Consider the following 20,042-nt stretch of genomic DNA (forward strand, 5'->3'; position numbering starts at 1 on the left):
CGCCATGACCAAACCCTCGAATCTCGTCACCTCGATCACCGTCGACATCGACGCACCAGCCTCCGTCGTGTGGGAAGTGCTGACCGACTTCCCGCGCTACGGCGAATGGAACACGTTCTGCGTCGGTTTCGAAACGACCGGCAAGCTCGGCGATTTCGTGCACATGCAGGTGCGTATTCCCGGCACGGAGACCGTGATTCCGGTCAGCGAAATCCTCGTCGCGTACGAACCCGAACGCCTGCTGTCGTGGGAACAACGCCCGACCGATGACAACAAGGACGCCGCCCGCCGCGACCAGTACCTCGACGCGAACGGCGCGGAGCGCTGCCGCTATTTCACGACGGACCAGTTTCTCGGCATCAACGCGGACACGATCATGCAGCACCATGGCGCATGGGTGAAACAGGGCTTCGACCAGTGCGCACGCGACGTGAAGCAGCGTGCCGAAGCGCTGCATGCGGCGCGCAAGCGCAAGAGCGCGTGACCGGGAGCGCCCGATGCCCGATCTGCAGACGCTGTCCGACCATCACGACATCCGCGAGCTGATCGTCGCGTATTCGAGTGCGATCGACTCGCGCGACTTCGACGCGCTCGATGCCGTGTTCACGCCCGATGCGGCGATCGACTATCGTGCGATGGGTGGCATCGCCGGCTGCTATCCGGACGTGAAGGCGTGGCTGCGCGCCGTACTGCCGCAGTTTCCGCGGTACCAGCATCTGGTCGGCAACCAGTCGATCCGGATCGACGGCGACACCGCGAGCGGCCGCACGATCTGCTTCAATCCGATGGAAGTCGCGCTGCCGGACGGCGGCACGCAGGTGATGTTTCTCGGGCTGTGGTACATCGACCGGTTCGTGCGCACCGCGTACGGCTGGCGTATTGCCGAACGCGTGGAGGAACGCTGCTACGGCCACAACGTGCCCGCCGTGCTTGCGGGCGCAACCGGCTGAGCCGGCTGCCACGCGCGCTTCGTGCAGGCTGCACGGCGCGCGCGTGGCAGCCGCGACATCAATCGAATCAGTCGAGCCGGAACGCGGCCTCGAAGCGCTCGGCGAACGCGTCGAACTCGGCCTCCGGCAGATGGTTGATGCCGCCCGCGCGCTTGCGTCCGCCACCGGTCGCAAAACCGCGGCAGAATTCGTCCGCACCGATCGGCCGGCCGTCGGGCACGCGCACGCTGACGACGAGCCCGCCATCCGCACGCGGCGACAACACGGCGAGCGCCGCGTGCGGCGCGTTGCGCATCCGCTCGTTCGCGAGCATGCCCGTGGCGCGCCGCGCCCACGGATGATCCGGCATCCTGACCAGCGTCGCACCGGGCACCTCGCGCAGCGGCGCGAGCGCGCAGGCGCGCGCCATGTCGTCGCGGTAGCCGTCTCGCAGCGCGGCGAACACCGCCGTCTCGCGTACGAAATCGAGCGGATCGGTGCACGGCAGCATCGCGTCGGCGAGTACCGCCGGATCGAAATGCAGATCGCCGACGCACTCGCCGTACGCGTTGTAGTTCAGGTAGAGCCCGAGTTCGGCAAGCGTGCGGTGTTCGGCTTCGTCGATCCCGTGCTCGCGCGCGAGCGCATCGCCGAGCGCCGGCAATTCGTCGCCGAATGCCGCGACGACCGCCCAGCGCACGTGCCGGCCGCCAAGATAGCGGTTCACGATCGCGCTCGTGCAGACGTCGGCCGCCGTGTCGATATGCGCATCGAAGCGCGGATCGTCGGGCAGCTCGCCCGCGAAGTGATGGTCGAAATACCGGACCGTCGCGCCGTCGCGCAGCAGCCGCGTGCACGCATCGCGATTCTGGTCGTGCGACACGTCGAGCACCGTGACGATGTCGCCCGCACGCGCGTCGATGCGTTCTAACAGCCGGATGTCGCGCTTCACGCCGGTCACGAGCGTGCCGCGCACGCGTTCCGCGAGCCGCAGTTGCTGAAGTGCGCACAGGCCGTCCGCGTCGCCGTTGAACGCGAAGAAATGCTGCGCGTGTCGAGTGTCCTGCATGATTCGTTGCTCCATCGTCAAGGCATGAAATCGCCGCCGTTCGCGTCGAGTGTCGCGCCCGTCACCGCATTCGCGTAGTCGGACGCGAGAAACAGCGCCGCGCGCGCACAATCGTCGTCGGTCGGCAGCTTCGCGAGCGCTATATTGGACGCGATCGGCGCGATGATCTGCTCCTCCGTCGTCCCGTAGTCGGTGGCCGCCTGCCGGAAATACGTCTGCGTCGGCACGCCCCACATCCAGCCCATGTGGATGCTGTTCGCGCGAATGCCGTGCACGCCGAGTTCGCGCGCCAGGTATTTTGCCGCAACGGCGAGCGCGCCCTTGGATACAGCGTAGCCGCCTTCCCCTGCAAATGGCTTGCGGGTCGCCTGCGTGTTGATCATCACGATCGCACCGCGCTGCTGCCGCTTCATGTGCGGCACGACTTCCTGCGTGAGCGCCATCGTGCCGAACACGTTGGTATCGAACACCGCGCGCCAGCCGTCGAGGTCGGCTTCCTCCACCGGCTCCGGAAACGTGCCGTGCACGAACGCGCTGTTCACGAGCGCGTCGATCCTGCCGAACCGCTCGACGGCCTGCGTCGCGAGCTGCCGGCACTGCGCGCGGTCGGTGATGTCGGTCCGCACCTTCAACACGTCGCAATCGACGCCGAGTGCATGGATCCGTGCTTCGGCGTCGTCGAGCTTGTCCATCGTACGCGCCGCGACGGCCACACCGCGCGCACCCTCGCGCGCGGCCTCGACCGCGAGCTTCACCCCGAGGCCCGGCCCGATCCCGGAAATCACGACGATCTTGTCCTTCAGCAACATGGATTGTCTCCTGGTTGTCGTTCGTGTCGCGAACGCGGCCGTCAGCCGGCCGCCCGCAGGTGCCGCGCACGATACGCGGCGAAGTCGTGCGCGAGCTGCGCATCGGTGAAGCCGAAGCGCGCGATCGAATAGTCGTGCGCGGCACGCTTGTCGCGACCGTTGCGCGCCATCCAGTCGGTCATCGCCGCACGCTGCCGCACATCGAGCGACATGCCGGCGAACGCATACACGGCTTCCGCCACGCCCAGCGGATTCGATACGGTGTCCTCGAAACGCACGTCGAAAAACCGGTCGGCAGGCAGCACATCGCGCGCCGCCATCGCCGCGCCGATCGCGCGCGCCATTCCCGCGTTCCACTGCGCGCCGACGGCGAGCGGATCGGGATCGTCCGCATACATCTGCCACAGCGTGTGCGCCATGCTCGCCATCGACGGAATCGTCTGCGCCGGGTCGCGGTGCGTCAGCACGACCTGCGCGCGCGGAAACACGCGGCACAGCACGTCGAGCGCATGCAGATGCTGCGGCGTCTTCAGCAGCCAGCGCCGCGCCGGCACAATGCCGCGCCGCGCCTTCTGCCACTGCAGGAACTGCAGCATCCGCTTCAGGTACGTGTAGACAGGCGTGAGATCCTGCCGCGCGAGCCAGGCCGTGTAGCGCGGCACGTCCGCGTACGAATCCATCGCGCACACGAACGAATGCTCCATCAGCATGAACTCCTCGTCGGCGAGCATCGCGTCGAGCGGATGGATCGTCAGGATCTGCGGAATGTACTCGATCATCGTCGCGACCTCGGCCTGCGCGCGTGCGATGCGCACGGCGGGCGAGTCGAGCGTCTCGCCGGCGAGCGGCGCCGGGTAGCGCGTTTCCCACCACGCGGCCGAATGAAAGCGCGGATCGACGGCCAGCAGCCGCTGCAATAGCGTCGTGCCCGTGCGCGGCAGGCCGACGATCACGAGCGGATCGTCGATCGCGATGTCCGCGATCTCCGGATGACGCCCGAAGTAATCCTCGATGACGAGCCGGTTCAAGAGCTGGCCGACGAGCTTCTCGCGCATCATCTCCGCGCCGCGCGCGGACAGCTTCGCCTCGTCGATCAGCGACGCGCACATCACGTCGAGCGCTTCGCGATACGGCCCGTCGCCGAACGCGGTGAGCCCGCCCGTGCGCGACACGGCTTCGGCGATCAATCCGTCGGGTGCGAGAAGCGTGCGGGTCTGATCCAGCGGCGCGCTCATGCAGCCTCCTTCAGCGTGGCGAGCTTCACGACGCGCGTGCGCGGATGCACGGGTTGTGCGGCACCCACCCAGCGCCAGCATATCGTGCCGGTGCGATGCCCGGCCGTATCGAGCCAGTTCGCGTCGCCCGGTCGCGCGGCCGCGACGATCACGGTCACGCCGCGATCGGCATTCAGCCGTGCGCTGTGCTTGTTCACGCAGATGTCGAAGTGCCGGTAGTCGAGCGACTCCATCCAGTAGTTGTTGAGCTGCACGTTCCAGAAATCGCAGTCCGGAACGGTATCGACATCGATCACGAACGCCTCGTCGTCGGCGAGCGACCAGCACGAGTGGTAGTAGTAGATGTTCGGATCGCCGCCGACCGACTGGCACAGCGCCTGATCGGCGGGCGGCAGCGTGTTCACGTGCGACCGGTAGCTCGCGGCCCAGTCCGCGAACAGCTTCGACGTCTGTTCGACGAACTGCGCGGCACGCATGAGACCGCCCTGCAGCACGAGCGGGTCGAGCGGCGCCGGGCGATCACCGGCGCCGATGCGCTCGATCTTCAGTTGTGCAGGCGTTTCGGCCCGCCGGTCGAGGAAGGTCTGACGCACGAGCAGCGCATTCGTGCCCGGCTCCATGCGTACCCAGTTGCCCGCATGCGGCGTCTCGCTCAGCACGATCTCGAAGCTGCCGTCCGGCGCGACCTCGAGCTGCTTCGCGTCGAGAAAACCCGTCTGCAGCATCTTGCCGTCGGTCTCGTAGCCGCCCTTCTGCGTGCCGAAGCTCAGGTACGCAACCGAGCCGCGCCGCCCCGTCACGCGGTATTCGCAGCGGCCGTCGACGCGTGCGTACTGGTACAGGTTGTCGGGATTGTCGGCGCCGATCTTCGCGGTCTCGTGCGACGGCGAGAAGAAGCCGGGCCACGCGCCGTCCGCGAACTCGACGTGCATCTCGAGCGCGATGCGCATCAGCCGGCTCAGGTAGCGGAAGCCTTCCGCGCGCGTCAGCGGATCGTCCGGCGCCTCGTTGCGCAGGATCTGTTGTCCGCTGCGTTTCAGGGTGTCGCAGAAATCGGCCCAGGTCTGGCCCGAAAGCAATTGCGCCGCACGTGTGTCTTCCGTCATGTGTCGTCTCCGCCGATGGTCGAGCGCTCACCTTAAGCGCCGTCGTCGCGCGCCACTTCGTCCGGGTGGACTAAGGAAAGATCCGCTCCGTCGCCGGGCGCCGGTTTAGTCCACCCGGACGAAGAGCGGCATGCCGCTCGCTCGATACCGTCGGTGTCATGCACGAAACGCCGCACATGTCGCGCGGCGCCGGCATGAAACAAGGAGACGAACGATGTTGACCCACTTGGAGCGGCTGGAGGCCGAAAGCATCCACATCATGCGCGAGGTGGTGGCCGAGAGCGACAACCCGGTGATGCTGTATTCGATCGGCAAGGACAGCTCGGTCATGCTGCATCTCGCGATGAAGGCGTTCTACCCGGCGAAGCCGCCCTTTCCGCTGCTGCACGTCGATACGACGTGGAAATTCCGCGAGATGATCGCGTTTCGCGACGAGACGGCCGAACGCCTCGGCCTCGACCTGCGCGTGCACGTCAACCCCGACGGCGTCGCGAACGACATCAATCCGTTCACGCACGGCTCGGCCGTGCACACCGACGTGTGGAAAACGCAGGGGCTCAAGCAGGCGCTCGATCACTACGGCTTCGACGCCGCATTCGGCGGCGCGCGCCGCGACGAGGAAAAATCGCGCGCGAAGGAACGCATCGTGTCGCTGCGCTCGGAGCAGCACCGCTGGGATCCGAAGCGCCAGCGCCCCGAACTCTGGTCGCTGTACAACGCGCGCAAACGCCAGGGCGAAAGCCTGCGCGTATTTCCGATCTCGAACTGGACCGAGCTCGACATCTGGCAGTACATCCAGCTTCACGACATCCCGATCGTGCCGCTCTACTTCGCGAAGGAACGCCCCGTCGTCGAACGCGACGGCGCACTGATCATGGTCGACGACGAACGGCTGCCGCTGCGCAAAGGCGAAGTGCCGCAACTGCGCAACGTGCGCTTTCGCACGCTCGGCTGCTATCCGCTGACGGGCGCGATCGACAGCGATGCGACAACGCTCGACGACATCCTGCAGGAGATGCGCGAGACGCGCACGTCCGAGCGCCAGGGACGGCTGATCGACAGCGACTCGGCCGGTTCGATGGAAAAGAAGAAACAGGAGGGATATTTCTGATGGCACACGTACTCATTGCGCCCGACGAACTCGCGCGCCACGCCCCCGAAGCGTCCGCTACCGACGGCGAGCATGACCCAACCAAGGACCTGCTGCGCTTCATCACGTGCGGCAGCGTCGACGACGGCAAGAGCACGCTGATCGGGCGCCTGCTCTACGAATCGAACATGCTGTTCGACGACCAGCTCACGCAGCTCGAAGCCGATTCGAAAAAGGTCGGCACGCAAGGCGGCGAACTCGATTTCGCGCTGCTCGTCGACGGCCTGTCGGCCGAGCGCGAGCAAGGGATCACGATCGACGTCGCGTACCGCTTCTTCGCGACCGCGCAACGCAAGTTCATCGTCGCCGATACGCCCGGCCACGAGCAGTACACGCGCAACATGATCACCGGCGCGTCGACCGCCGATCTCGCGGTGATCCTGATCGATGCCCGCAAGGGCATGCTCACGCAGACACGCCGCCACAGCCATCTCGTCGCGCTGATCGGCATCAGGCGCGTCGTGCTCGCGATCAACAAGATGGATCTCGTCGACTACGACCGGGCCGTGTTCGACCGCATCGATGCCGACTATCGCGCATTCGCGGCCGAGCTCGGGCTCGCGGACATCGTCAGCATTCCGATGTCCGCGCTGCGCGGCGACAACGTGATCGTGCCGAGCGCACGGATGCCCTGGTACGCGGGCCCGACGCTGATGCAGCACCTCGACCGCCTGCCGCTCGCCGCGCGCGTGACGCGCGACGAACCGTTCCGGCTTTCCGTGCAGTGGGTCAACCGTCCGAACCTGAACTTCCGCGGCTACGCGGGCAGCATCGCATCGGGCGAGATCCGCGTCGGTGAGCGCGTGCGCGTGCTGCCATCCGGCAAGGAGAGCCGCGTCGCATCGGTGATCACGCCAGGCGGCGACAGCGGCATCGCGCGCGCCGGCGACGCGGTGACGCTCACGCTCGCCGACGAGCTCGACATCAGCCGCGGCGACATGATCGCGCATGCGGACGCGCCGCCCGAAGTGGCCGACCAGTTCGAAGCAACGCTCGTGTGGATGCACGACGAACCGCTGCTGCCCGGCCGCCCGTACCTCGTGAAGCTCGGCACGCAGACGGTCGGCGCAACCTGCGCGATGCCGAAGTACAAGGTCGACGTGAACACGCGCGAGCATCTCGCCGCGCGCACGCTCGCGCTCAACGAAATCGGCGTGTGCAACCTGAGCTTCGACCGGCCCGTCGCGTTCGATCCGTACAACCGCAATCGCCATACGGGCGGCTTCATCGTGATCGACCGCTTCACCAACGACACGGTCGGCGCCGGCATGCTGCACTTCGCGCTGCGCCGCGCGCACAACGTGCACTGGCAGGCCGTCGACGTCGATCGCGACGCGCGCGCAGTGCAGAAGGCACAGACGCCGCGCATCGTGTGGCTGACCGGGCTGTCGGGCGCCGGCAAGTCGACGATCGCGAACCTCGTCGAGAAGCGGCTGCACGCACTCGGCAAGCATACGTACCTGCTCGACGGCGACAACGTGCGGCACGGGCTCAACCGCGATCTCGGCTTCACCGAGGCCGATCGCGTGGAAAACATCCGGCGCGTGGCCGAAGTTGCGCGGCTGATGCTCGACGCGGGCCTCATCACGCTCGTGTCGTTCATCTCGCCATTCCGCGCGGAGCGCGACATGGCGCGCGCGCGCGTCGGCGCGGACGAATTCGTCGAAGTGTTCGTCGACACGCCGCTCGCGGTCGCCGAGGAACGCGATCCTAAGGGTCTGTACAAGAAGGCGCGGCGCGGCGAGCTGAAGCACTTCACGGGCATCGACTCGCCGTACGAGCCGCCCGCGCAGCCCGAATTGCGCATCGACACCGTGGCCGAATCGCCGGAGGCTGCGGCCAACCGCATCGTCGCGTACCTGCTGCGCGAGCGCGCGGCATAAGCCCCGCCAGCGGGCAGCCTCGCGGGCGCCCGCCTGCCCGCGTCGTCTACTCCGTTCGGATGACGCGGGCCGCCGGCCGGCCGGTATGCTGGTTCGGGAGCCCCTCATCCCCAACCCAGGAGAACACGAGCATGCGGATCGCGCTGGCGCCCGGCGACACGGCCGCGCACGACGGCTTCGACGACGCGGCATGGACGGCGCGCGAACTCAGCGCGTGGCTCGGGCTCGTCTACCAGGGGCCGTCGGAAGCGACGCCGTGGGCCGGCTTTCTCGAAGCGACCCGCGTGCGGCTCGACGCGAGCTTCACGACGCTCGTGCTGCGCAATCCGGGCGGCGCGCGGCACGGGCTCATCATCAATGCGTCGGCGCACGGCCCGCTGCTGCCCGGCGAGCCGTCGTACAGCGAGCAGTTCTATGCGCTGTGCCCGTTTCTCGACCACCCGCCCGGCCAGGTCTTCACGGCTGACAGCCTGTTCGGCGAAACCGCCTGGCGCGCGCATGAGTTCTACCGGCAGTACCTGCAGCCGCTCGACCTGCGCTACATCCTCGGCGCGAACCTGCGCGGCGAACGCGGCGTCGAGTGTGCATTCTTCGTGAGCCGCGCGCACGGCGGCCGCGATTTCGACGCCGCCGAGCGCGCGCAGGTCGCGACACTGCTGCCGCACCTGCAGCGTGCGGTCGAGCTGCACGCGGCGTTCGACGTGCTCGATGCCGAACGCGCGCTGTACGCCGGCACCGTCGACCGGCTCGACGTCGGCACCGCGATCGTCGACGAGGACGGCCGCGTGATCAAGCGCAACCGCATCGCCGAACGGTTGATCGAGCAGCAGGACGGGCTGTGCGTGCGCCAGGAGCGGCTCCACGCGTCGTGCCCGCTCGACGAGCGCCGGCTGCAGAAGGCGCTGCAGGCCGCGCTCGAGCATTTCCGCGCGGGCGCGCTCACGCGCATCGAGGCCACCACGCTGTCGCGCCCCGGCGGCGCGATGCCGCTGAGCGTGCTGCTGCGCCCGCTCGCGCCCTATCGCGGCGCCGAGGACCGCCAGCACCGGCCGGCCGTCGCCGTGTTCGTGCGCGACCCGGCTTCGTCACCGCAGACGTCGCGCGACATGCTGCACCGGCTGTTCCGGCTCACGCCGATGGAAACCGAGATCGCGCTGCTGCTCGTCGACGGGCTCACGCTCGACGAGGCGGCCGCCGCGACGGGCATCACGAAGAACACCGCGCGCGCACACCTGCGGGGCATCTTCGCGAAAACGGGCGCAACGCGGCAAGCCGTGCTCGTGAAGACGTTGCTCAACAGCGTCGTGTCGATGGCCTAGCACCTGCTGGCCGCCGCCGGTCGACCTGTACGGCCGACATGCGATGCCGATAGCGGGTAGGCCAACGCGGTCCGGCGATCGTCGTGATCTCATTTCATGTCATACGTCATCAGACATGAATAGGTCGTCAATCTGTCTCGCGGTACTCCCCAGTATTTGAGATTTTTCCGGGTAAACCCGCGACGTCTTTGCTCGCACTCAGGCGTACCATGTCATACGACGACATACTACATCGATTGCGATCCAGATGCGGATGCGAGCCAAGGCCCCATCCGCCGCCGCCCGACCGGAGACACCCTTGAACCCGCCCTCGCCCGCCCTGCCCGGCCGCGACCCGCTCGCGTCCGCCGTTTCGAAAGTGAAGTGGCACGTGCTGCCGCTCGTGCTGATCATGTTCATCGCGAACTACATCGACCGCGTAAACGTCGGCTTCGTCGATCGTCACCTCGAGGCGTCGATCGGCATCGGCGCGGCCGCGTACGGGCTCGGCGCCGGGCTGTTCTTCGTCGGCTACGCGCTGTTCGAAGTGCCGTCGAACCTGCTGATGCAGCGCTATGGCGCACGCGTGTGGCTCGCGCGGATCATGGCGACGTGGGGCATCGTCGCGGCCGCGATGGCATTCGTGTGGAACGACACGTCGTTCTACACGCTGCGCTTCCTGCTCGGCGTGGCCGAGGCCGGCTTCTTCCCCGGCGTCGTGCTGTACCTGTCGCAATGGCTGCCGCCGCAGGAGCGCGGCAAGGCGATGGCGATCTTCCTCGGCGGCTCCGCGTTCGCGTCGGTGCTGTCCGGGCCCGTGACCGGTGCGCTGCTGTCGATCCGCGGCTTCGGCCTCGAAGGCTGGCAATGGATGTTCCTGATCGAAGGGCTGTTCTCGGTCGTGCTGTGCGGCGCGAGCTGGCTGCTGCTGAAATCGCACATCCGCGACGCGACGTGGCTCACGGCCGAAGAACGCACCGCGCTCCAGAACGCCCTCGACGAGGAACGCGCTAAGCGCGACGTCCGCTCGAACGTGCCGGTGCGCGCCACCGCACTGATGCGCGATCCGCAGATCATGCTGTTTTGCTTCCTGTACTTCTCGATCCAGCTGACGATCTACGCGGCCACGTTCTGGCTGCCGACGATCATCCGCAAGATGGGTGGCCTCACCGATTTCCAGGTCGGCCTGTACAACACGATTCCGTGGATGATCGCGATCGGCGCGATGTACGGCTTCGCCGTGCTGTCGTCGAAGTGGAAGCATCCGCAGCGCTGGCTCGCGTGTGCGCTCGTGCTCGCCGCCTGCGGGCTGTTTGCGTCGACGTCGCACGATCCGGTATGGTCGTTCGCGTCGATCTGCTTCGCCGCACTCGGCTTCAAGGCCGCGTCGTCGTTGTTCTGGCCGATCCCGCAGGGCTATCTCGACACGCGCGTGGCCGCGGCCGTGATCGCGTTGATCAACTCGGTCGGCAACCTCGGCGGTTTCGTCGCACCGACGGCCTTCGGCTATCTGAAGCAACATACGGGTTCGATCACGGGCGGGCTGTACGCGCTCGCGATCGCTTCGCTCGTCGCCGCGGTCGCCGCGCTGTTCGCGCGCACGCACCGGCGCAGCGATCCGCCGAACGGCCTGCCGGCCGACGACTCCTTCACGAACGCTTCGATGCTCCGCCATGCCGAACACTGACCGCCTGACCGTCGTCGTCTCGAATGCCACCGACGGCGACCTCGCCACGTTCTCCCTCGCCGGCGACGGCACGCTCGCGCCGCTCGCCCGCTACCCCGCAGCCGACGTCGCGATGCCGATCGCCGTGCAGGCCGACCGCGCGCGGCTCTACGTCGCGACGCGCGGCGAGCAGCCGACGATCGTCGCGTTCCGCGTCGCCGCAGCCACAGGCGCGCTCGTGCGGATCGGCACGACGGCGATCGACGCGAGCCATGCGTACCTGTCGCTCGACCGCAGCAGCCGCTGGCTGCTGGGCGCGTCGTACGGCGGCAATTCGCTGAGCCTCTACGACGCCGCGCGCGTGCGCGACGGTGACGGTACGCCGCTGCAGATCGCGGGCGGCATCGCGAACGCGCATTCGGTCGTCGTGTCGCCGGACAATCGTTTCGCGTACGTCAGCTCGCTCGGCTCGGACCGCGTGTTCGGCTTCGCGCTCGTCGAGGATGCGGCCGGCCTGCGCGCGGTCGAACACGGCGAAACTCGCGTGCCGGCCGGCTTCGGCCCGCGTCACCTGCATTTCGCGGATGACGGCCGAACGCTCATCGTCGTCAGCGAATTCCAGGCCACGCTCGCCACCTTCGCACGCGACCCCGACACCGGCCGGCTCGGCGACGCTCACGTGAGCGCACGCCACCCGGCCGTCGCCGAACTCGCGCCAGGCCACGCGCGCCCGCCCGCGCCCGCCGAACCGTCCGTGTGGGCCGCCGACCTGCATCTGACGCCCGACGAACGCTTCGCGTATGTCAGCGAGCGCACGTCGAGCCAGTTGCTCTGCTATCGCCGCAACGACGACGGGTCGTTCGAACCCGCACACGCGACGGCCACCGAAACGCAGCCGCGCGGTTTCGCGATCGATCCGTCCGGCCGCTGGCTCGTCGCCTGCGGCGAACAGTCGGAGCACGTGGCAATCCATGCGATCGCGCCGGACGACGGCGCGCTGACGCTGCATGCGCGCGTGCCGGGCGGACGCGGCGCGAACTGGATCGCGATCGTCTGACGCAGCAACGGTGCCCGCCTGTGCGGGAACCGGCAGGCCGCCGCGGATGCGGCGTTCAGCGTCGCTCGCTCGGCGCCACGCCCGTCCAGCGCTTGAACGCGCGCGTGAAATTGGCGCGGTCCGTATAGCCGACGCGCGCCGCGATCTCGTCGACCGGCAGGCGCGTGCCCTCGAGCAGCCGCAGCGCATCGCGCAGCCGGATCTCGTCGAGCAGCGACGAATAGGTTGAACCGTATTCGGCAAGCTTGCGCTTGAGCGTGCGCGCCGACACGTGCAGCTCGCGCGCGACATCGTCGACCGACGGATAGCCGCCGTCGCCGCAGATCAGCAGGTTGCGCACGCGCTCGACGATGCTCTCCGCATAGCCGAGCCGCGCGAGTTCCGCCTCGCACTGCTGGACGATCATCTGCGCGGTCTGCGCGTTCGCGGTGCCGATCGGCTCGTCGAGCAGTGCGACGTCGCAGCGGATGCGGTTCGCGCTCGCATCGAAATGGCAGCGCGGCAGCCGCGCGCGATAACGCTCGAACCACGGCGGTTCGGGCCATTCGAAATGGAGTTCGGCGCGCGACTGCAGCGTGCGCCCCGGCGTCGGATACAACAGCGAATTGAACAGGATCGCGGTCTCGACCAGGAAGTTCTCGACCGCGAACTGGCGCAGCCGACCGAGCGGAAACGCTTCGAGCACGTCGATGTCGACGATGCCGTCGAGCTGCGCGAGCCGTACCGAGAAGAACGGCACGCGCGTCGGCAGGTAACGGATGCCGAGCGCGATCGCCTCGCCGAGCGTCGCGCAGCTCATCAGCCCGAAGCCGATCAGCCCCGCTTTCGTCAGGCTGCTGCGCAGGCCGATCTCGATCGCGATCGACGGGTCGTCGGTCGCGTCGAGCAGATTGAACACGATCGCCGCCTGCTGAAGCGGCGTGATGCGTGCATCGGGCTGCGCGAGCCGGTCGCGCTCGATGCCCGAGCCGGCGAGAATGCGGCCGCCGTCGATGCCGCGCTCCTCGGCCAGCATCAGCATGAACAGCGCATACGCGGACGACACCGTCGCCTTGTTCAGCTGGCGCGCGGCATCCGGAACGGACAGGACCATGCGGTGGACTCCGGAGCGGTTTGGGCGGATTGTAGCGTCGCTGGCCCACAATGACACCGCAGCGGCACTCTAGCCGGGCGGCATGCAATCTGCTGCGCGCCGGCCGGCCAACGTGGCCCGAAATGACACTGCCATTGGCACCAGCGGCCCTCGCATGCGGTCCGGCGCGCGCCTATGCTAGTCACATCGGCATTGCGCCCCACTCTTTCCGCACGGATTCCGGTCGATGAGCCAACCCGCACGAACCGTCTTTCGCCACGATGCAGACAAGGTCGCCTACGTCCGCCGCGAGGTCAACGCCGCGAGCGACGCGATCCGCGCGCGCTTTCCGCTGCTCGACAACCAGAACCTCGTCGGCGCGACCGTGATGGCCGTGTCGGTGAGCGCGATGCTCGCGATCGCGTGGCTGTATGCGCGCGGCACGATCGCGTGGTACGTCGCACTGCCGCTCGCCGCGTTCGTCACGTCGCTGATCCACGAGCTCGAACACGACCTGATCCACCTGATGTACTTCAAGAAGACGCCGTGGGCCTATCACCTGATGATGGCGCTGTGCTGGCTCACGCGGCCCGGCACGATCAACCCGTGGACGCGGCGGCGCATGCACCTGCATCACCACAAGGTGTCGGGCGGCGAATCGGATCTCGAGGAATTCGGCATCACCAACGGCGAGCGCTGGGGCGTGAAGCGCCTGCTGATGATCGCGGACGGCATGCTCGCCGTCGTGCTGCGGCCGGCCGCGATGCGCCGCAAGGTGAAACAGTACGTGGCCGCGCAGCCGGTGCAGGATCCGTCTGAACGCCTGCAGCTGCGCGTCGAGCAGGTGTCGTCGTACATGCCGGTCGGCCACGTGTACTACGTGCTGTGGCATGCGTTCATCGTCTATCACGCCGGCCTGTTCGCGCTGCATGCGTTCGGCTACGCGGTGACGGTGCCGGCCGTCGTCGGACGCGTGATGAGCGTCGTCGATTTCCTGGCGGTGGTATGGCTCGGGCCGAACTTCGTGCGCAGCTTCTGCATCAACTTCGTCAGCTCGAACATGCACTACTTCGGCGACATCGATTCGCGCAACGTGATCCAGCAAACCCAGGTGCTGAACCCGTGGTGGATGCTGCCGTTCCAGCTGTTCTGCTTCAATTTCGGCAGCACGCACGCGATCCATCACTTCGTGGTGCGCGATCCGTTCTACATCCGGCAACTGACCGCGCGTACCGCGCATGCGGCATTGCGCGAAGTCGGCGTGCGCTTCAACGACGTCGGCACGTTCGCCCGTGCGAATCGCTGGAGCGGCTATCGCCCGTCGCGCGGCACGCGCAACGCATCGGCCGACGCGTAACGCCGCCGCATCGCATCAATCGCCGATCGGCGGCATCGGCCCCTGGCCGCGAATCCACGACCAGTTCGCGAGCTCCGCCATTTCCTTGTCGCCGCGGCTGTCGCCGTACGCGAACAACTGCTTCGGCGGCCGGTTGCCCCACCACCCGCGCAGCCGCACGACCTTCTGCGGCCCCCAGCAGTTCTCGCCGTCGAGCCGCCCGGCGAAGGTGCCGCGCTCGAACGCGAGTCGCGTCGCGAGCACGGCATCGAAGCCGGCCGTCTTCGCCCACTTCTCCAGATACAGCGACGGCGACGCGCTGACCAGCACGACTTCATGCCCGCGCGCCCGATGCTCGCGAATGCGCTCGAGCATGTCCGCACGCACGAGGCCCGGCAGATAGGTATCGACGAACGTGCGCGCCTGCGCATCGAGCGCGTCCTCGCGGATCGGCCCGAACGCGAACGACGCGAACTTCGCCTTCGCGTCGCCGCGCGACAGCAGCCCGGCCTTCATCGCGACGATCCACGGCAGCGCGCGCAGCCCGGCCCACGCGAAACGCGGCGTGCCGACCGCATAGCGGACGAAATGGCGGAAGCTGTCGGTAGTCGTGATGGTGCCGTCGAAATCGAATGCGGCGACGATGCGGTCAGTCATGGAGAATCGGCGGGAAAACGATGGAATGCCCGGAAGATAGCAGACTCGCGGCCATCCGCGCGAACCGTATCGCCCGACGCGAAACCGCGCGCCGAAGCGCGCGAGTCCGTCCCGTTCGCTCAGCGCCGCGGGCGCGCGGCAAATGCCGCCGGCAGTACGACGTTCATCAGGTGATCGGCGCGCGACAGCAGGTCGGTCACGCGCTCGTCGAGCCCGCGCAGTTGCGCCGGCTGCATCCGGATCTGCTGGACGGCCTGCCCGACGATGTTGCGGCGATCGAACAGCGTACGCTCGACACCCGCATCGTCCGGCGCGCGCACGACGTCCGCCACCGCGCTCAGCGCCGCCAGCACGACCACGAGGTTTTCCTCCGCATGGCGGACCTTCGCGCCGAGTTCCTCGGTCCGGCGAGGGAAGAAGCCGAGCGACTGTTTGAGCGCGCCGATCGCCGCGCGGTAGTCGACGTGCCCCGACGCGCCGCCGAACCAGCGCTCGAACATGCCGGCCTTGCGCGTCGCCTGCGCGAGCATCCCGGCCATCATGTCGGCCGCGCCGAGCTCGTTGAATTCGCGCGTCGTCGCCGCGACGGCTTCGACGAGGTTGCCCGCCGTCTCCAGCGCGCCGTCGCCGATCGTCGCGACCGTCGCGAGCTTGAGCGGCACCAGTTGCCGGATGTGCCGCTCGATGCGCGGCGCGTAGTCGGGATAGAGATTCGGGAAGCTGGCCTGCGCGGCGCGGAAGCACGCGTCGAGCTGCGGGTGGTTCGATTCGCCGAACAGCGCGCGGCCGACCGCATCGGCAGGTACCGCACGCCCGGCCTTGTCGGGCGCGGGCCCGAGGTCGAGCGCCTGCGGCGCGGGCCGCTCGGGCGCGCGCGCGAACGGCGCACCGGCCGCGGGCGGTGCGTCGAACGCAAGACGCCCGGGCGTGCACTCGGGCGTCGTGTCGAACTCGAGCCGCTTCGGCTCGTCGGACGGATTCGTCATCGCTGCTTCCCGCCCGGCGCGACTGGATTCAGCACGCCGGGCTGCCGCCAGTCAGACCGCGCCGCCGTATGCGCGCACGAAATCGCCGAGGCCGCGGTTGTAGCCGGCGCCGACCGCCTTGAACATGAAGTGGCCGTCGCGGCGGTAGAAGCTGCCGACCTGCACCGACGTCTCCATCGAGAAGTCTTCTTCGAGCGCGTACTTCGCGATCACCGCACCCGACACCTCGTCGGCGATCTGGATATAGCTGTTGCGAACCTGCCCGAAATTCTGGCGGCGCGCTTCGGCCTGGTCGATCGTCACGACCACCGAGATTTCCTCGATGTCGGCCGCGAGCTTCGTCACGTCGATGAAGATCACTTCATCGTCGCCGTCGCCGCTGCCCGTGCGGTTGTCGCCGCTATGCACGACGCCCAGGCACTTCGACGCGGGCATCCCGCGCTTCGGGAAATCGTCGCCCGGCTGGATGAAGGTTTCCTTGCGCTCCATCGTGCGCACTTCGCTGTTGTAGAACACGAAGTGCTGATCCGAGATCAGCCGCGGGTTGCTCTGCGCGTCGTACTTGCACAGGAACACCGACACGTCGAGATCGAAGTCCGTACCCGTGTCCGTTGCGTTCGCGTCCCAACCGAGACCGATGCGGAATTTCTGCGTGCCGGGCGCTTCCTTCGACAGGTTGACGCGACCGCCTTTCGACAAATTGATCATCTGAACCTCTTCTGCTGGAACCGCCGTTGCGTCGGCGGCAATGCCGGGCCGCACGTGCGGCCCCTCGTTGATGACTTTCGACCTGCGCGACGTGTGCTCAGTTACTCGCTCGCCACCGCGGCGCGGTCTTCCTTGCGCTGCACGACGATCGACGACCACACGGCCGCGGCGATCATCGCCGCACCGATCAGGCCCGTGACGACCTCGGGCACCTCGAACTTCACGCCCATGAACATGATCGTTGCGAGCGCACCGATTGCCCAGAACGCGCCGTGCTCGAGAAAGCGGTACTGCGCGAGCGTTCCCTTCTTCAGCAGCACGAGCGTCATCTCCCGGATATAGGCCGCACCGACGCCGAGGCCGAGTGCGATCAGGAAGATGTTGTTCGACAGCGCGAATGCGCCGATCACGCCGTCGAAGCTGAACGACGAATCGAGCACTTCGAGATACATGAAACCCGCGACGCCTTCGCGCACCACGCGCGTGCCCGTTTCCCCGCCGCCGACCAGGTCGCCCACGCCGTGCGCGATCACGAAGCCGATCACGCCGAACGCGCCCGCGAGCAGGAAGCTGACCTGCTCGGCCGCCGGCACGTAGAACGACGCGACGATCACGATCGCGAGCGTCAGCGCCACCTCCAGCGCGGTGATGCGGCCGAGATGGCGCATCGGGCCTTCGAGGAAGCCGATCCAGTGCTCGTCCTTCTCGGTGTCGAGCATGAACTTGAAGAACACCATCAGCAGGAACGCGCCGCCGAACGCCGACACCTCGTGATGCGCGGACGTCAGCACCGCTGCGTACTTCTCCGGCGATTCGATCGCGAGCGTCAGTGCGTCCCACAGGCCGATGTGGCCGATCACGGCGACGATCAGCAGCGGGAACACGAGCCGCATGCCGAACACGGCGACCGGCAGGCCGAACACCATGAAGCGGTTGCGCCACTTCTCCGACCAGTTCTTGAGCACCGATGCGTTGACGACCGCGTTGTCGAGCGACAGCGAGATTTCGAGCACCGACAGGACCGCAACGATCAGCATGTCCTTCACGCCGCCGAGGAGATAGGCCGCGACCAGCGCGAGCACCGTGAGCGACAACGGGATCTTGAAGTCTTTCAACATGATGGGGTAATCGAGTTCAGAAAAATGGGCGTGCGGGCAGCGCTTACTTCGCGCGCACCCAGTCGCAGAATTCCTGCGTGATCAGCTGTTCGTAGATCTGTTCGTCGCTGATATTCAGCGATTCGAGATGCAGGAAGCCGACGTTGGGCATTTCGTCCGCGATCTCCGAGAGGAAGCCGAACTCGCTCGGATCGCCGACGCCGACGAGCGACCAGTACAGCGGGAAGTGCTGCGACTCGGCCAGCAGCTGGCGCACGCGCTTGCGGTCGTTCTTCGGGTTCTGGCCGTCGGTGACGAACAGCACCCATGCGGGCAGATGGCCGTTCACCGGTGCGGAGGCGGCCGGCGTGGACGTATCTTCCGAACTGCCGAACAGCCTGCTCAGGAAGCCGCGCTTTTCTTCGCGCTTCGGCTCCGGCGCACGGAAGAAGAAGTCGACGATGTCGTTCATCACCGGCGCGTACTGCGTGCCGCCCCACTTGTCGATCCGCGCTTCGAGCACATGATCGGAGATGTACGAGCCGTAGTTGTCCGGCGTCGCGGTCGGCAGGCGGTCGTAGCCTTCGGTGAAGGTCCACGTGTCGACTTCGCCGTTGTCGTCGAATTTCAGCGCGATGCCGAGGATCCGGTCGTGCGTCTCCTGGATCACGCCCGACTGGTACAGCGGCTTCGCGGAGCCCGAGATGTCGAGCGCCGCGCCGACGCGCACGACAGGAGGCTTCAGGATCTGACGTTTTTCGAGGACGATCGCGACCTTCGCCGCGCGTTTCTCAAGCGTAATCATGCGGTGTTCTCTCAGTTCTCTCAGTTGTGCTTCGGAGCGAATCGGGTGATCAGGTCCTGTTCGAGCTGGCGCAGGCGCGGTGCGTCCTGCTCGCGCTGGCGCTTGCCGTCGGCGATGATTTGCGTGATGTCGTCGAATGCGCCGAACAGCTGTTGCTGCGCGTATTCGAACGTGTCGGTCGAGATCACCGGACGCTGGCCGAGCTTCGCGACTTCCTGCGCGTTCTGGCGGTTCAGGTCGGCCTGCGCGCGGATCGCCTCGTCGGCCGCGTCGTACGTCGCATTCGCGAGCGCCGCCGCGCGCTTCGTGCTGAGCTGCTCGAGGTAGAGCGCGAACGCATTGGTCCACGCGGGGATCAGCACGGTCTTGATCGTCATGAACTTCGACGTCAGCGTGCGTTTCTGGTCCTGCTCCATCCGGATCTGCGGCGCGAGCTGCTTGGACATCAGCATCGCGCGATCGAGGTCGTCGAGCTTGCTTTCGAGTGCGTCGACCTTGCGCTTCACGTCGAGCAGGCGCTGTGCCGCGAATGCATCGTCCGCCGGCTGCTGGCCGGCCGCGAGATGCGCGCGCAGCGTCGTGAGCGCCGTTTCGCCGTGCGCCTTCGACTGTGCAAGTTCCTGGTGCAACGCAAAGTTGTCGTTGTACATCCGCTCGAGTTCGTCGATGCCGGCCTTCTGGCGCTGCGAATGGCTTTCAAGCTCGACGACGAGCGTATCCATCCGCTTGCTCACCGACTCGTATTGCGACAGCAGCTTCTCCTTGGTCGAGCGGAACAGCCGCGTGACCTGCGTGAGCAGCCCGCCCTTGTCGGCGCCGCGCGGGTCGAGCCCCTTCGCGGTCGCGATCAGTTCATTGAGCTTGTCGCCGAACTGGTCGGCATCCGACGCGCGGACGCTTGCGAGAATCTGTTGGGAAAAGGCGGCGATCCGCGTGCCCTGCGTCGCGCCGAGCTGATCGATCTCGTCGACGGTGATCAGGCGCGCATGCTCCGTCGGCTGCGCGGCCGGCACGACGACGTTGGCGACGGCGGCAGGCACCGCGACGGGTGACAAAGACGGGGTGGAAGGACGATCGCTGACCGCATCGGATTTCTTGTCATCGAATAGCGGCTTCATGTGGCTACCACGTTTCCTTTTCTGCTTTTTGCTACGTGTTGTCGTCGTACGCGCAAGGCGC

The 20,042-nt window shown here is 67.2% G+C and carries 19 protein-coding genes; 8 read left to right on the plus strand and 11 right to left on the minus strand.

The genetic code is table 11. From position 1 onward, the window contains the following. The first annotated feature begins 4 nt into the window (after positions 1-4). Positions 5-484 (plus strand): SRPBCC domain-containing protein, encoded by a 480-nt coding sequence (locus tag AC5LXK_RS11625; protein WP_493388958.1) that lies wholly within the window; start codon positions 5-7, stop codon positions 482-484. A gap of 13 nt (positions 485-497) precedes the next feature. After that, a complete protein-coding gene (locus AC5LXK_RS11630; protein WP_493388959.1) occupies positions 498-950 on the plus strand; it encodes a nuclear transport factor 2 family protein in 453 nt (150 codons plus the stop codon). A gap of 67 nt (positions 951-1,017) precedes the next feature. Here AC5LXK_RS11630 and AC5LXK_RS11635 read toward each other — a convergent pair whose 3' ends face one another. From AC5LXK_RS11635 to AC5LXK_RS11650, 4 genes are read right to left on the minus strand one after another with little or no spacing between them, the layout of a single operon-like run. After that, entirely contained in the window at positions 1,018-1,998 is a 981-nt protein-coding gene (locus tag AC5LXK_RS11635) for an acetyltransferase (protein WP_493388960.1), read from the minus strand. 17 nt (positions 1,999-2,015) lie between these two features. Then, the gene (locus AC5LXK_RS11640; protein WP_493388961.1) at positions 2,016-2,807 is read right to left on the minus strand and encodes an SDR family oxidoreductase; all 792 of its coding nucleotides are present in this window, start codon (positions 2,805-2,807) and stop codon (positions 2,016-2,018) included. 41 nt (positions 2,808-2,848) lie between these two features. Next, positions 2,849-4,042, minus strand: coding sequence for a sulfotransferase family protein (locus AC5LXK_RS11645; protein WP_493388962.1), 1,194 nt, complete (start codon positions 4,040-4,042; stop codon positions 2,849-2,851). Then, complete coding sequence (locus AC5LXK_RS11650) at positions 4,039-5,148, minus strand: DUF1214 domain-containing protein (RefSeq protein ID WP_493388963.1); 1,110 nt, start codon at positions 5,146-5,148, stop codon at positions 4,039-4,041. Before AC5LXK_RS11650 ends, AC5LXK_RS11645 begins: the two co-directional genes overlap by 4 nt. A 214-nt stretch (positions 5,149-5,362) precedes the next feature. On the opposite strand from AC5LXK_RS11650, the gene cysD reads away from it, so the two are divergent. The 5 genes from cysD (at position 5,363) to AC5LXK_RS11675 (ending at position 12,202) form a co-directional block, all read left to right on the plus strand. Next, positions 5,363-6,259, plus strand: coding sequence for a sulfate adenylyltransferase subunit CysD (gene cysD / locus AC5LXK_RS11655; RefSeq protein ID WP_493388964.1), 897 nt, complete (start codon positions 5,363-5,365; stop codon positions 6,257-6,259). Continuing rightward, entirely contained in the window at positions 6,259-8,181 is a 1,923-nt protein-coding gene (gene cysN / locus AC5LXK_RS11660) for a sulfate adenylyltransferase subunit CysN (protein WP_493388965.1), read from the plus strand. The genes cysD and cysN overlap by 1 nt, the downstream gene beginning before the upstream one ends. Before the next feature lie 131 nt (positions 8,182-8,312). Next, positions 8,313-9,500, plus strand: a complete 1,188-nt coding sequence (locus tag AC5LXK_RS11665) for a helix-turn-helix transcriptional regulator (protein WP_493388966.1) — start codon at positions 8,313-8,315, stop codon at positions 9,498-9,500. 298 nt (positions 9,501-9,798) lie between these two features. Next, on the plus strand, positions 9,799-11,166 hold the full coding sequence (locus AC5LXK_RS11670; protein WP_493388967.1) for an MFS transporter: 1,368 nt from the start codon (positions 9,799-9,801) through the stop codon (positions 11,164-11,166). Then, positions 11,153-12,202 carry a lactonase family protein gene (locus AC5LXK_RS11675; protein WP_493388968.1) on the plus strand — a complete coding sequence of 350 codons (1,050 nt, stop codon included), beginning with the start codon at positions 11,153-11,155 and terminating at the stop codon, positions 12,200-12,202. The genes AC5LXK_RS11670 and AC5LXK_RS11675 overlap by 14 nt, the downstream gene beginning before the upstream one ends. Before the next feature lie 55 nt (positions 12,203-12,257). Here AC5LXK_RS11675 and AC5LXK_RS11680 read toward each other — a convergent pair whose 3' ends face one another. Then, positions 12,258-13,295 (minus strand): AraC family transcriptional regulator, encoded by a 1,038-nt coding sequence (locus AC5LXK_RS11680; protein WP_493388969.1) that lies wholly within the window; start codon positions 13,293-13,295, stop codon positions 12,258-12,260. Between the two features lie 226 nt (positions 13,296-13,521). Between AC5LXK_RS11680 and AC5LXK_RS11685 the strand changes: the two genes are divergently transcribed. Further along, positions 13,522-14,631: a fatty acid desaturase gene (locus AC5LXK_RS11685; protein WP_493388970.1), complete on the plus strand. Its 1,110-nt coding sequence runs from the start codon at positions 13,522-13,524 to the stop codon at positions 14,629-14,631. 15 nt (positions 14,632-14,646) lie between these two features. Here AC5LXK_RS11685 and AC5LXK_RS11690 read toward each other — a convergent pair whose 3' ends face one another. From AC5LXK_RS11690 to AC5LXK_RS11715, 6 genes are all read right to left on the minus strand, one after another. Beyond that, the gene (locus AC5LXK_RS11690; RefSeq protein ID WP_493388971.1) at positions 14,647-15,267 is read right to left on the minus strand and encodes an HAD family hydrolase; all 621 of its coding nucleotides are present in this window, start codon (positions 15,265-15,267) and stop codon (positions 14,647-14,649) included. Between the two features lie 119 nt (positions 15,268-15,386). Then, positions 15,387-16,253: a hypothetical protein gene (locus tag AC5LXK_RS11695; protein WP_493388972.1), complete on the minus strand. Its 867-nt coding sequence runs from the start codon at positions 16,251-16,253 to the stop codon at positions 15,387-15,389. A gap of 51 nt (positions 16,254-16,304) precedes the next feature. Then, positions 16,305-16,961: a TerD family protein gene (locus tag AC5LXK_RS11700; RefSeq protein ID WP_493388973.1), complete on the minus strand. Its 657-nt coding sequence runs from the start codon at positions 16,959-16,961 to the stop codon at positions 16,305-16,307. Between the two features lie 101 nt (positions 16,962-17,062). Then, positions 17,063-18,079, minus strand: a complete 1,017-nt coding sequence (locus AC5LXK_RS11705; protein ID WP_493388974.1) for a DUF475 domain-containing protein — start codon at positions 18,077-18,079, stop codon at positions 17,063-17,065. 43 nt (positions 18,080-18,122) lie between these two features. Next, positions 18,123-18,863 carry a VWA domain-containing protein gene (locus AC5LXK_RS11710; RefSeq protein ID WP_493388975.1) on the minus strand — a complete coding sequence of 247 codons (741 nt, stop codon included), beginning with the start codon at positions 18,861-18,863 and terminating at the stop codon, positions 18,123-18,125. A 20-nt stretch (positions 18,864-18,883) separates the two neighbouring features. Continuing rightward, positions 18,884-19,981 (minus strand): toxic anion resistance protein, encoded by a 1,098-nt coding sequence (locus AC5LXK_RS11715; RefSeq protein WP_493388976.1) that lies wholly within the window; start codon positions 19,979-19,981, stop codon positions 18,884-18,886. Between the last annotated feature and the right edge of the window lie 61 nt (positions 19,982-20,042).

The sequence above is a fragment of the Burkholderia pulmonis genome (genome assembly GCF_984667975.1).